Annotated in this window: 9 protein-coding genes; 5 read left to right on the forward strand and 4 right to left on the reverse strand. The window is 74.6% G+C overall.

Annotation, left to right across the window (positions count from 1 at the left end; translation table 11 throughout):
* Positions 1 to 77: 77 nt before the first annotated feature.
* From ACIF8T_RS14705 to ACIF8T_RS14720, 4 genes are all read right to left on the reverse strand, one after another.
* Positions 78 to 1256 (reverse strand): damage-control phosphatase ARMT1 family protein, encoded by a 1179-nt coding sequence (locus ACIF8T_RS14705; protein ID WP_400034869.1) that lies wholly within the window; start codon positions 1254 to 1256, stop codon positions 78 to 80.
* A gap of 59 nt (positions 1257 to 1315) precedes the next feature.
* Complete coding sequence (locus ACIF8T_RS14710; protein ID WP_400034871.1) at positions 1316 to 1963, reverse strand: ScbR family autoregulator-binding transcription factor; 648 nt, start codon at positions 1961 to 1963, stop codon at positions 1316 to 1318.
* A gap of 266 nt (positions 1964 to 2229) precedes the next feature.
* The gene (locus ACIF8T_RS14715) at positions 2230 to 4026 is read right to left on the reverse strand and encodes a S8 family peptidase (RefSeq protein ID WP_400034873.1); all 1797 of its coding nucleotides are present in this window, start codon (positions 4024 to 4026) and stop codon (positions 2230 to 2232) included.
* A gap of 397 nt (positions 4027 to 4423) precedes the next feature.
* The gene (locus ACIF8T_RS14720) at positions 4424 to 5080 is read right to left on the reverse strand and encodes a Tat pathway signal sequence domain protein (RefSeq protein WP_400034875.1); all 657 of its coding nucleotides are present in this window, start codon (positions 5078 to 5080) and stop codon (positions 4424 to 4426) included.
* 571 nt (positions 5081 to 5651) lie between these two features.
* Here ACIF8T_RS14720 and ACIF8T_RS14725 point away from each other — a divergent pair.
* The 5 genes from ACIF8T_RS14725 to ACIF8T_RS14745 all read left to right on the forward strand — a co-directional run bounded on the left by ACIF8T_RS14725 (position 5652) and on the right by ACIF8T_RS14745 (position 12202).
* A complete protein-coding gene (locus ACIF8T_RS14725) occupies positions 5652 to 6341 on the forward strand; it encodes a DUF6230 family protein (RefSeq protein ID WP_400034877.1) in 690 nt (229 codons plus the stop codon).
* Complete coding sequence (locus ACIF8T_RS14730) at positions 6335 to 6802, forward strand: DUF6114 domain-containing protein (protein ID WP_400034879.1); 468 nt, start codon at positions 6335 to 6337, stop codon at positions 6800 to 6802. Before ACIF8T_RS14725 ends, ACIF8T_RS14730 begins: the two co-directional genes overlap by 7 nt.
* Before the next feature lie 221 nt (positions 6803 to 7023).
* A complete protein-coding gene (locus tag ACIF8T_RS14735; protein ID WP_400034881.1) occupies positions 7024 to 8268 on the forward strand; it encodes a cytochrome P450 in 1245 nt (414 codons plus the stop codon).
* A gap of 219 nt (positions 8269 to 8487) precedes the next feature.
* On the forward strand, positions 8488 to 9492 hold the full coding sequence (locus tag ACIF8T_RS14740; protein ID WP_400034883.1) for a substrate-binding domain-containing protein: 1005 nt from the start codon (positions 8488 to 8490) through the stop codon (positions 9490 to 9492).
* Positions 9493 to 9574: 82 nt separating this feature from the next.
* Complete coding sequence (locus tag ACIF8T_RS14745) at positions 9575 to 12202, forward strand: nitrate- and nitrite sensing domain-containing protein (protein ID WP_400034885.1); 2628 nt, start codon at positions 9575 to 9577, stop codon at positions 12200 to 12202.
* The last annotated feature ends 77 nt before the right edge of the window (positions 12203 to 12279 follow it).

A 12279-nucleotide genomic window follows, 5' to 3' on the forward strand; every position in this document is an offset into this window, starting at 1 on the left:
CGCGACGGCATCCGCCGGGCCGGACATGATCACACCATCGCGTGAACCGGGGGCGCGGAGGGGAACGTTCCCGGCCGTCAGGCCCGTACCTGGATCAGCGCACGGGTCCCGCTGGTCCGCCAGCGCTGTCCCTCCGCCGCGACCAGCGCGGCCTCGGTGCGGGCGTCCAGGCCGGTGATCACGTCGGACTTCAGGGTGCGCAGGGCGGCGACCGGGCCGGGGAAGAAGGCGGTGACGTCCGCGAAGGGCGTGGTCGGCGGCCACCGCCGGTCCCCCACCAGCCGGCGGTAGTTGAGGTCGCCCTTGAGCACGGTGACGGTGGCCGAGGCGAACTCCGCGCGCAGGTCCCCGGGCATGTCCGCGTACGGCAGGGGCGCGCAGGAGAAGGGGTGGGCGCGGACCGTGAGGCGGCCGTCGGCCAGGGCGGACCACAGCAGGCGGCCGTGGCCGGCGGCCGCTCCCCCGGCGCCGGTGAGCCGGCGCAGCGCGTCGACCACGTCGGCCGTGGTGGCGTCGGAGACGTAGTACGGGGACGGCTTGACGTGCAGGACGGCCCGGCCGATGTGCCCGTGGTCCAGGAGGTGGGCGATCAGCAGCAGGTCGGGGACGAGTTCCCGGCCCGCGTTGTCGGCGACCAGGCACAGCGTGCCGGTGCCGGAGGCGCCGAGCAGCGCCCAGAGGGTGTCGCTGTCGTCGGCGACCAGACCGGGGACGGCGGCCGCGGCCTCGGCGCCCTCGGCGGACAGCCGGAAGCCGAGGTCGGCGCGGTTGCCCCACAGGGAGCCGTGCAGCAGGGCGCGCGCCCGTGCGTCGGCGGGGCGGCCGGCGAGGTCGTCGAGCGCGGCCAGTTCCTCGTCCGTCGCGGGGTCGTCGAGTTCGGCGAGCTTGAAGGGGCGGAAGGGGTCGATGCCCTGCCAGGGGCCGGGGCCGAAGTAGCCGACGGCGTCGAGGAGCCGGCGGTAGAAGTAGCTCTCGGACCAGAGCCAGGGCACGTCGTACCAGGAGCGGCCGGCGTAGGTCCGCATGCCCCACGTCTCCCACAGGCCGTGGTCGGGGGCGTCGGCGGGCAGGGGTTCGATCCGGCCCTCGGTGCAGGAGGTCAGCAGCGCGTCGAGCGCGCGGTGCTGCTCCGGTCCGTACGGGAAGGCGTCGCGCACCCGGCGGATGATCGCGGGGTGCCGCTCGGCGAGGACGCCGTGGGGGAAGGAGCCCGGCTCGTCGCCGAGGATCACGGGGGCGGTGGGGGTGTCGGGCATGCGGCTCACGGTAGCGGCCCGGGGGCGCGGGTCCGTCCGCCGGCTCCCCAGCGCCCCGCTCAGACCGGTGCGATCTCGCGTTCCAGGCGGGCCGCGAGGCTGAGGTAGCGGGCGCGGCGGGTCACGGGCACCAGGCCGCGGATGAGTATCTGCCACATCTCGGCCACCCGGCGGGGCTGGCGCGCGACGGGTTCGCGGGAGCGGCCCACGACACGGGTGCCGACGAAGAAGCAGACCAGGGAGTGGGCGACGGCGTCGGCGTCGACCTCCGGCGGGACGTCGGACTCCTTGACCGCGCCGAGGAGCCGGGCCGTGAAGATGTCCATCCACTCGGTGAACGGGTGGGGCAGCGGCGACCGCACGCGGATCCCGCCGGTGGCGAGGCGGAGTCCGGCCCGCAGCACCGGGTCCTCGACGGACAGCCGGGCGAGGCCGAACGTGAGGCGCATCAGCGCCTCCAGCGACGAATAGCCCCGGTTGTCGGTCTGGCGCACCAGCCGCCGGCACGTCTCGGACTGCAGCTCCAGGATGGCCTGGGCGAGGTCCTCCTTCGCCGCGAAGTGGAAGTACAGGGCGCCCTTGGTGACGCGGGCGTGCTCGACGATGTCGCTGAGACTGGTCGATTCGTAGCCGTGACGGTCGAACAGGTCGGCGGCGGCGGTGATGATCGTCGCTCGGGTCTGCTCGGCTCGCAGCTGCCTCGCCATCGACTGCTCTCTCCCGGAAAAGGAACGGGTCGTGCTGTTTGTTTTTACCCCCTGTACACGATAACTCACCGTACGGCGGCACTCATCACACCAGTATGCCGGAGTGCGGGCGTACTTCCGGCACATCAGGGAGAGTCGGGGAAAGAAAACGGCATGACCGGTATGGATTCCGGGGGTGCGGGGACGCGAAAACGGCGGGCCGGCCGGTGCCCCATCCGCACCGGCCGGCCCGCCTGTTCGGGTCCCGCCCCTTGTTCGGTCGTCCGTCAGAAGGTGAGCTTCCAGCTGTTGAGGGTGCCGGTGTCCTGCGCCGCCGTGTCCTGCACGCGCAGCTTCCAGGTGCCGTTGGCGACCTCGCCGGAGGCGTTCACCGTGTAGGTGGCGGTGACGTTGTCCGCGGAGTCCGAGGAGCTGGCGGACTTCAGGCGGTACGCCGAACCGTCCGGCGCGATCAGGTCGACGACCAGGTCGCCGCGGTAGGTGTGGGTGATGTCCACACCGACCTGGAGGGCGGAGGGCGCGTTGCCGCTGCGGCCACTGACGGTGATCGGGGACTCGACCGCCGCGCCGGCGTCGGGGATGGCGACCGCCGCGGTGCTGGAGAAGGTCGTGCCGGTGGACGTGCCGCCCTTGACCGCCTGGACGGTCTTCGCGGCGTCCGCCAGGCCCGCGCCGCAGCCGCCGGAGCAGGTGCCGGGCAGGGCACGGGCGTTGGCCTTGATCGCCGACTCGATCTGCGCCGGGGTGAGGGCGGAGTTGGCCGACTTCATCAGGGCGGCCAGGCCCGCGACGTGCGGGGTGGCCATGCTGGTGCCCTGGTAGTAGGCGTAGTTCTCGGTCGACGGCGTCCTGGTGCCGGAGTTCAGCGTGGAGAGGATGCCGTTGGACGTGGTGGTGCGGGTCTCGCCGCCGGGCGCGGCGATGTCCACGATCGTGCCGTAGTTGGAGTACGAGGCGCGGCTGCCCGCGCGGTTGGTGGCGGCGACCGTGATGACGTTGGCGCAGTTGGCCGGGGAGGAGTTGGCGGCGTTCTGGTTCTCGTTGCCGGCCGCGACGACCACCGTGGTGCCGCGGTTGACGGCCGCGGTGATGGCGCTCTGGGTGGCGGTGGAGCAGGCGCCGCCCCCGCCGAGGCTCATGTTGATCACCTTGGCGACGTTGGTGTTGGCGGGGACGCCGGAGACGGTGCCGCCGGACGCCCAGGTGATGGCGTCGATGATGTCGGAGTCGTAGCCGCCGCACTTGCCGAGGACGCGCAGCGGGGAGATCTTCGCGCCGTACGCGACGCCCGCGACGCCCTTGCCGTTGTGGGTGGCGGCGGCGATGGTGCCCGCCACGTGGGTGCCGTGCCAGGAGGAGTTGCCGCCGGTCGCCTGGCCGCACTCTCCCGCGGCGTACCAGTCGCCCGGGTCGGCCGGGTTGCTGTCGCGGCCGTTGCCGTCGACGGAGACGGCGGTGTCGGAGATGAAGTCGTAGCCGGCGACGACGTTCGCGGCGAGGTCGGAGTGGGCGACGTAGCCGGTGTCGATGACGGCCACGGTCACGCCGCTGCCGGTGGCGAGGTCCCAGGCGCCCGGCACGTTCATGCCCGCGGTGGCCTCGAACAGGTCCCACTGCTTGCCGTACTCGGTGTCGTTGGGGGTGGCCAGCGGCTTGTTCAGGCGGTCCGGGACGGCGTAGGCGACCTGCGGGTCGGCCCGGTACTCGGCGAGGACGTCGGCGACGTCCGCCGTGGTGGCGTCCGCGCCGAGGTCGACGAGGGCGGCTCCGGTGCCGAGGCGGCGCCGGAAGTCGACGTCCTCGCCGGTCTCCTCGGCCTTCGCGGCGGCGTCGGCGGCGGCGGCCCGGTTCGACTCGGCCTCGGCGGCGCCGGACTTGTAGCCGACGATGAGCCGCTCGGCCGGGGTGCCGGGGGCGGCCTCGGCCTGGGCCGCGGGGACGGCGGAGGGGGTGTCCTGCGCGACGGCGACCTGTGCGGCCGCGGCGGTCAGCAGGGCGGCGGAGACCGCGGCGGCGGATATGAGCGTCCGTCTCGGGGCGGGGTTCGGGGAGGAGGTGCGCAAGGGCTTGCCTTTCGTGCCGTGCCTCCGGCTGTGGGGCAGCGCGGAGTGGCGCTCGATTCGCTTCGTCCTCGAAGCGGAGGGGGGTGAAGAACCGAAAAGCGTCAGCGATGGCCGGCCAGGCGACAGCGACGACCCGTTCGGGGTTACCTGTGGGTCGGCTGTGCAGGAACAATAGGCAAACGCGAGGTCGGCGGGATACGGGGGAAACCCTCGATCCGGCCGGAAACCCACCCTCTGTGCAGCCCTGTTGTGCGGGAACGACCCGCTTCGGGCGGGCCGGTGACGCACCGAACGCGCCGGTGCGCACCGGCGCCCGGCGGGACGGCGCCGCGGTGCCCGGCGCACCGGCGGCGCCGCCCCGGTGGCACGCCCGCGTCGGCGTGCCGCCGTACGGCGGTCAGTTGACGTGGACCACCGCGCCCGAAGAGGTGGTCACCGGCGCGTACTTGGCGGTGAAGAAGGCGTTGGAGAAGCACAGGGACGAGCCGGACGCCTTCGTGAACTGCTGGTTGGTGAAGGAGATGCCGTTGCCGGCGTTGCTCGCGGTGCCGGACAGGCCGGCGGCCCGGTAGACGCAGGTGACGGTGCCGAGCAGGGTGCGCAGTTTGACCGTGGACTGGACGACGGAGCCCGCGGGCGGGCTGACGGTGAGGGCGCCGGCGGAGGAGACCGTGGTGGCGTAGGGCAGGTTGTCGACCGTGATGCCGCTGACGCCGAGCACGCCGGTGACGTTGGAGGTACAGCTCGCGGCGTCGAAGGTGTGCGCGGTCAGCGACTCGGTGGCCGTGCCGGGCGCGGTCGGGTTGCCGGTGACGGTGGCGGTGAACTTCGAGGCGGTGCAGGAGATGCCGCTGGTGCCGGTCGCGCTGGAGTAGAACGTGGCGGTGGTGCCGCCGGCCAGGTTCGCGGAGAGGACCTCCCCGACCGCGACGGGTGTGCCGCCGGCACCGCCGGTGGTGAGGACGGGGGTGTCGGCGGCGGAGGCCGGGCCGGCCGCCGGGAGCGTCAGCGCGCCGACGGCGGCGGTGAGGGCGAGGAGCGTGCGTGTACGCATGCGGGTGTACCTCTTCTCGGGAGTGGGGTACGGGGAGCCGGGACGCCGGCCGGTGTCCGCCGGTGTCCGGTCGCGGTTCCGTGACGGGGTTCCGGCCGGGCCGGGCCGGGGTGCCCGGGTGCGGGTGCGGGTCCGGGCGGACGCGGCCGTGCCGGTGCCGCGCGGGGCCGGACTCGCAGGTGCGGGGCCCGTGCGGGACGAGCAGCCGGGAGAGCGCGGGCGGTGCCGCGGGACGGATCCGGCGCCACGGATCCGGGAAACGAGGCAAGTTGTAGACCTGATGATTCGTCAACGTCAATACGGCATACGGGAGTTGGCACGCGGGTGAGGACTCGGCCCGGCGCGGCGGGCGGCGGTGCGCACCGCCGTCACAGGTTCACCACTTCGCGTTCACCGATGCCTTGACCGCCGGTGTAACCCCCGGTAACTTCCGGATTGGCTACTGCGGCGTCACGAGAAAGCCCTTGCATCCGCCGGGAGGCGCGAGGAGGCGTGCGCCGCAGCCGCTGTCCGCGCCAGGACACCGCGCCGCTGAACCCGACCCGCATGGACTATGCCCCTGGGAGCAGACATGGCCCCGTCCCCGGAACACCCCACGCCCGCCGAGCACCCCGTCGAGCCCTCGGCAAGCGATTCCGCACCCGCCGCCCCGGGCGGCCCGGACAGACGCGGCCGGGTCCGGCTGCGCCGCGCCGCGGTGCTCGCGGTGCCCGCCGCCGCGGTCGCCGCGGGGCTCGCGATCCTCACCGCGCAGGGCGCGCTCGGCGTGCAGTTCGCGATCTCCGGCATGCCCTTCACGGTCACCGCGACGGAGCTGAACGGCACCGGGTTCGCGCAGTTCGGCGCCCTCGACAGCATGGCGGAGGGCAGCCCCAACGAAGGCGACACCGGCGGGCAGGTGCTGGTCGTCACCTCCGTGATCAAGAACGCCACGCTCACCAAGCTGTGCCAGAGCGTCGACCTCGGCGGCACCAACCTGCTCATCACGGCGGGCGGCGGGAGCGAGAAGGTCACCGCCAGCGACCTGACCACCGACTCCACGCAGCTGTCCGGCGACGCCGCGTTCACCGGCATGGAGATCGGCAACGACGCCAGCACCCTGGACAAGGCCGGGCCGCTGGGCCGCGGGCCCAAGGGCGTGTTCAGCCAGCAGTCCGACACCGTGCGCATCGCCGACCTGCGGCAGACCAACTACGCCACCACGGCCGGGGTGTTCCGGCTGCCCGGCCTGAAGCTCCGCTTCAGCGAGTCGGGATGCTGAGGCCGGACGGCCCGCGGCACTCCTTCCGCACCTGGCGTCATCAGCGGCCGTTCTGGGGCGGGCTGCTGCTCGCCCTGGGCGGCGCGGAGATCCTGCTCACCCAGAAGGCGTCGCTGAAGGTGATCCTGCACGTCGGCATGCAGGGCCTGGCCGGGTACCTCCTGCCGGCGCTGATGCTGCTGTGCGGCCTGCTGATCCTGTTCAACCCCGCCCAGCGCCTGTTCTACTCGCTGACCGGTGTCCTGCTCTCGCTGGGCACCTGGCTCACCTCCAACCTGGGCGGGTTCTTCCTCGGCCTCCTGCTGGGCTGCGCCGGCAGCTGCCTGGCGTTCGGCTGGCTGCCGGACCAGGAGCCGCGCCGCGCCCGGCGGCGGCGCCGGACGGCCCGGCGGGGCGCGCAGGAGGCGCGGTCGCGGGTCACGGGGCCGACGGCGGAGCAGGGAGCCGGCGGGGTGGTCTGAGGGGCTCGGAGGGGCGCCGGGAGCGTTACGGAGGAGTGCGCGCCCGGAGCGGGCGCCGGGCTGGATCCGGTCGACCCGCGGTTCGCCCCTGGCGCGGCGCGGCCCGGGCGGCTTGCATGGACGTACGGCGCGTCGAGCGGTGCGGCGAGCGGCCCGGACGGCCGTCGCGCGCCCGCATGCCCCCGGCGCGACCGGAGAGCCGCGACCGCGAGGGGAGTGCGATGGACTTCACGCATCCGGTGGTGATCGACCCGACCGGCCGCGACATCCACGGGGAGGCCGCCCGGATCCGCGCCCGCGGACCCGTCACGCCCGTCGAGCTCCCGCACGGCGTCCCGGCCTGGGCGGTCAGCGACACCGCCCTGCTGCGGCGACTGCTCGCCGACCCCCGGGTGTCGAAGGACCCGCGCCGGCACTGGCCCCGGTGGACCGCCGGGGAGGTCTCCCCGGAGTGGCCGCTGTACACCTGGGTCGCGGTGCGGAACATGTTCACGGCCTACGGCGACGAGCACAAGCGGCTGCGGTCCCTGGTCTCCACGGCGTTCACCGCCCGCCGCACGGCCGCGCTGCGGCCCCGGATCGAGGAGATCACGGCGGCGCTGCTCGACCGGGTCGCCGAGGCCGGCGCGGCGGGCCGCCCGGTCGACCTGCGCCAGGAGTTCTGCTATCCGCTGCCCATCCGGGTCATCGGCGAACTGCTCGGCCTGCCCGAGAACCTGGGCGCGGAGCTGCGGGCCGTCGTGGACGGCGTCTTCCACACGTCGGCCGACCCGGCCGAAGTCACCGGCACCACCGCCCGGTTCTACGCCGTCCTCGACGAACTCGTCGCCCTGAAACGGGCGGTGCCCGGCGACGACCTGACCAGCGCGCTGATCGCGGCCCGCGACGAGGAGAGCGGCACCCGGCTCGGCGAACAGGAGCTGCTCGACACGCTGTTGCTGCTGATCAGCGCCGGCCACGAGACGACGGTCAACCTCCTCGACAACGCCGTGCACGCCCTGCTCGCCCACCCCGGCCAGCTCGCCCACGTCCGCGCCGGACGCGCCACCTGGGAGGACGTCGTCGAGGAGACGCTGCGCGCGGAGGCGCCGGTGGCCAGTCTGCCGCTGCGGTACGCGGTGGAGGACCTGCCGCTGAGCGGCCTCGGCGGCCCGCCGGACACGGTGATCCGCAAGGGCGAGGCGATCCTCGCCGCGTACGCCGCCGCGGGGCGCGACCCGGCGCACCACGGCCCGGACGCCGACGACTTCGACGTCACCCGCCCCCGGAAGGACCACCTGGCGTTCGGCCACGGCGTGCACCACTGCCCGGGCGCCCCGCTCGGCAGGCTGGAGGCGCGCGTGGCCCTCCCGGCGCTCTTCGGCCGCTTCCCGGGGCTGGAACTCGCCGTCCCGCCCGGCGGGTTGGAACCGGTCGACTCGTTCATCTCCCACGGCCACAGGTCGCTGCCCGTACGCCTGGGCTGACCTGCGGTCCACGGGCACCTCCCCGTTGTCCGACCGGCCGTACGGATCATCACGATGCGGCAGCGGCACCTCACGTCACGTGGTCGTTCACTTGACGACCGGTGGCCTCGCACGGTTGGCTCCGGCCAGCGAGAGTCACCCGGTCGGTGCACAGCACGCGGTTCCGTCTGCGCTCTCCCCCTGCTCTTGCTCGGCCGCACAGCGAGGTGCCGCACCCCCATGACCACGTCCGCCCCGTCCCACCGCCCTCCGGGACCGCGCCGCGCCGCGGCCCTCGTCGCCGTCGTGAGCCTGCTGACGGGCGGCTGCTCCGCCCTCGGCGCGGCCGGCGAGGCGGCCGACGGGCGCCCGGCCGGCGCCGCCCGGCTGAAGGTCGCCCTGGTCGCGCACGGCGGCGAGGGCGACGCCTTCTGGGACCTGGTGCGCAAGGGCGCCGAGGCGGCGGCCGCCAAGGACGGCGTCGAGCTGGCCTTCGCCAGCGACTCCGACGCGACGGCGCAGGCCGAACTGGTGCGGGACGCGGTCCGCGACGGGGTCGACGGCATCGCGGTGACGCTCGCCAAGCCGCAGGCGATGAAGGGCCCGGTCGCCGAGGCCCGGCGGGCCGGGATACCCGTGGTGGGACTCAACTCCGGCATCGACGCCTGGAAGTCCGCGGGCCTGCTGGAGTACTTCGGCCAGGACGAGAGCCTGGCCGGCCGGGCGGTCGGCGACAAGCTGAACGGCCTCGGGGCCGAGCACGCCCTGTGCGTCGTCCACGAGCGGGGCAACGTGGCGATGGAGGCCCGCTGCGCCGGCGTGAAGAAGACCTTCCGCGGCGAGACGGAGAACCTCTACGTCGAGGGCACCGACCTGGACGCGGTGACCGGCGCCGTCACGGCGCGGCTGCGCCAGGACCCCACCATCGACGAAGTCGTCACGCTGGGCGCGCAGTTCGCGCTGGCCGGCGTCGAGTCCGTGGAGCGGGCGGGCAGCAGGGCCCGCGTGGCCACCTTCGACCTCAGCGAGGAGCTGGTCGCGGCCGTGCGGAAGGGCGACGTGCAGTTCGCGGTGGACCAGCAGCCCTACCTCCAGGGCTACCTCGCGGTGGACGCGCTGTGGCTGTACCGGACCAACGGCAACGTCAGCGGCGGCGGAGTGGCCCCGGTGCTCACCGGGCCCGCGTTCGTGACCCGGACGAACGTCGCCGCGGTGGCCCGGTTCGCGGCCAACGGCACCCGCTGACCGGGCGGGCCCCGTGCCGGCGCAGCAGCACCACCCCGCTCCCCCCGCTCCCCCCGCTCCCGCTGATCGCCCCAGGACGACGATGTCCCCACGCACCCGGGCCCGGCGCCGCCTCGGCTCCATACGCCTCTCCCTGATCCTGCTGGCCCTGGTGCCCAGCGTCACCCTCACCGCGATGTGGGGCGTGACCACGATCCAGATGTTCTCGGAGGGCCTGCGGCTGCGCGCCCAGACGGAGCTGAGCCGGTCGACCGGCGCCATGGGCACCGAGGCGACCCTGGCGCTCCAGCGGGAGCGCCGCCTGTCGGCGGCGTGGCTGGCCGCCCCGCACGGCTCCCGGGCCGCCCTCGACGCGCAGCGCGCCAGGACGGACGCGGCGGTGGCGAAGCTCGCCGGGCAGGCGGACGCGGTCGGGCGGGCTCCGGCGCGCGTCTCGGACCGGCTGTACTCGGTCCTCGGCGGGGTGGGCAGCCTGGAGTACTACCGGGACCAGGTGGACCACCCCACCGACATCACCGCCGAGCAGGTCCTGGAGCAGTACACCTCGATCATCGACGAGCAGATCCACGCCTTCCACGAGCTGTCCCAGGTCGACGACGGCGACCTCACCTCGCAGGCCGACCCGCTGGTCGCGCTGGCGGAGGCGGCGGAGCTGGTCTCCCAGGAGGACGCGCGGCTCACCCTCGCGTGGGCGTCGGGCGGCTTCGACGAGCGGGCGTGGACCGAGTTCGTCCAGCTGGTCAACACCCGCCGCTGGCTGGTCGAGGACCAGATCGTCCCCGCGCTGCGCGGCGGCGTGAAGACGCGGACCGAGCGGATCCTGCGGAGCCCGCAGTGGCGGACGCTGCTGCGCGTGGAGGACCGGATCGTCGCCGCACGCGCCGGGGACCGCGGCGGGCTCGTCCCGCTCCCGGACGCGCGGCGGCAGTGGACCGCCGCGCTGGAGGAGGTGTCCGAGCAGTACACGGACCTGATCCGGGGCCAGACCGCGGAGCTGCTCGACCGCAGCGCCGACGAGGCCCGCGGCCTGCTGGTCACGGCGGCCTCGCTGAGCGCCGGCGGGCTGGTCGCCGTGGTGCTGTGCGCGGTGATGTCCTGGCGGATCACCCGCTCGCTGTCCCGGCGGCTGCGCGGCCTGCGGATGGCCACCCTGAGCCTGGCCGAGGAACGGCTGCCCGACGTGGTGGCCCGGCTGGAGCGGGGCGAGACGGTCGACCCGGGGTCCGCGACGACGCCGCTGGACTACGGTGACGACGAACTCGGCCAGGTGGCGCACGCGTTCGACATCGCCCAGCGCACCGCGGTGCACACCGCGGTGGAACTCGCCGACACCCGGCGCGGTTTCCAGAAGGTCATCCTCGGCATCGCCCGGCAGAGCCAGAACCTGGTCAACCTCCAGCTCGGCAAGCTGGACGCGCTGGAGCGCCGGCACACCGACCCGGACGTCCTGGCGGGCCTGTACGAACTGGACTCCACGGCCAGTCAGTTGCGCCGCTACCAGGAGAACCTCGTCATCGTCAGCGGCGAGCGGCCCGGGCGCAGCTGGAGCGAGCCGGTCGCGCTGATCGACATCCTGCGCGGCGCCGTCGGCGAGGTCGCCGAGTACCAGCGGGTGGAGGTGCACACCGAGGAGGAGGTGTACCTCGCCCCGCCCGCGGTGGCCGACGTGATCCACCTGCTGGCCGAGCTCATCGACAACGCCACCGCGTACTCCCCCGCGCCGAGCCCCGTCGGGGTGCGGGCCGCGATGGTGGCCAAGGGGCTGGCCGTCGAGATCGAGGACCGGGGCCTGGGCCTGACGGAGGAGGACTACGCCTCGTTCAACGCCCAGTTGGCGGTGGACCCGCAGTTCGACGTGGTGGCGCTCGCCGGCGACCTGCGGCTGGGCATGTTCGTGGTCGGCCGGCTCGCCCACCGGCACGGCATCACCGTCACGCTGCGCCCGTCGCCGTACGGCGGGACGACGGCGATCGTCCTCGTCCCGCACGACGTGGTGGTCCGGGAGGTGCCGGGCGACGGCCTGCCGGAACCGCGGCACGGCGAGGACGCAGGGGCACTTGAGCACGGCGAGGACGCACGGGCACCCCGGCACGGCGAGGACGCAGGGGGTGCGGCGAGCGCGCCGGACGCGGAACACGCCGGGGCCGCCGCGCCGGAGCCGGGGGAGCCGGCGGCGGCCCGGGAGTCCCGGCCGCGCACCCCCGTGCGGCCCGCGCCCGCGCTCCGGCCGGACGGGCTCGTCCCGCTCCCCCGCCGGGTGCCGCAGACCAGCCTGGCCGCCGAGCTGCGCGAGGAGGCCCCGCCCGCCGGGGACGACGACGCCCTCGACGACTTCACCGCGGAACGCGCCGCCTCCTCCCTCGCCGGCTTCCAGCACGGCACGCTCCGGGCGCGGGACGAGGCGCAGGACGCGGTGCGGGACGCGGTGCGGGACGAGGCGCAGGACGCGGTGCGGGACGAGGCGCGGGACGAGGCGCGGGACGGGACGCACGGCGACACGCGGGACGGGCGGGCCGGTGGCCGGACGGACGACCGGGCCGGTGACCGGGCCGGTGCCCTCGCGGACGGCCCCGGTGGCGGGCACGGTGACGAACGCCGGGCCCGCGAGCCCGGCGCCGGTGCCGGGCCGCCGCACGGCCACGGGGACGCGGACGGCCCGGAGCGGGCCGCCGCCGACCCCGCCCCCTCGCCCCCGCCCACCGATCACTGACTCCTGGCCCCCGGCCCCTGGCCTCTGGCCCCCGAGCCCCGTTCCGAAGACCGACCGCCGACGAAGGAAACACCGCC

Origin of the sequence: Streptomyces sp. NPDC085946, from assembly GCF_044540485.1 — a bacterium.
GTDB lineage: Bacteria > Actinomycetota > Actinomycetes > Streptomycetales > Streptomycetaceae > Streptomyces.

What these genes read in the sequence shown, in the direction of transcription:
- ACIF8T_RS14705 (WP_400034869.1), bottom strand. Translation starts at nt 1,256, where the DNA reads ATGCCCGACACCCCCACCGCCCCCGTGATCCTCGGCGACGAGCCGGGC.
- ACIF8T_RS14710 (WP_400034871.1), bottom strand. Translation starts at nt 1,963, where the DNA reads ATGGCGAGGCAGCTGCGAGCCGAGCAGACCCGAGCGACGATCATCACC.
- ACIF8T_RS14720 (WP_400034875.1), bottom strand. Translation starts at nt 5,080, where the DNA reads ATGCGTACACGCACGCTCCTCGCCCTCACCGCCGCCGTCGGCGCGCTG.
- ACIF8T_RS14725 (WP_400034877.1), top strand. Translation starts at nt 5,652, where the DNA reads ATGGCCCCGTCCCCGGAACACCCCACGCCCGCCGAGCACCCCGTCGAG.
- ACIF8T_RS14730 (WP_400034879.1), top strand. Translation starts at nt 6,335, where the DNA reads ATGCTGAGGCCGGACGGCCCGCGGCACTCCTTCCGCACCTGGCGTCAT.
- ACIF8T_RS14735 (WP_400034881.1), top strand. Translation starts at nt 7,024, where the DNA reads ATGGACTTCACGCATCCGGTGGTGATCGACCCGACCGGCCGCGACATC.
- ACIF8T_RS14740 (WP_400034883.1), top strand. Translation starts at nt 8,488, where the DNA reads ATGACCACGTCCGCCCCGTCCCACCGCCCTCCGGGACCGCGCCGCGCC.
- ACIF8T_RS14745 (WP_400034885.1), top strand. Translation starts at nt 9,575, where the DNA reads ATGTCCCCACGCACCCGGGCCCGGCGCCGCCTCGGCTCCATACGCCTC.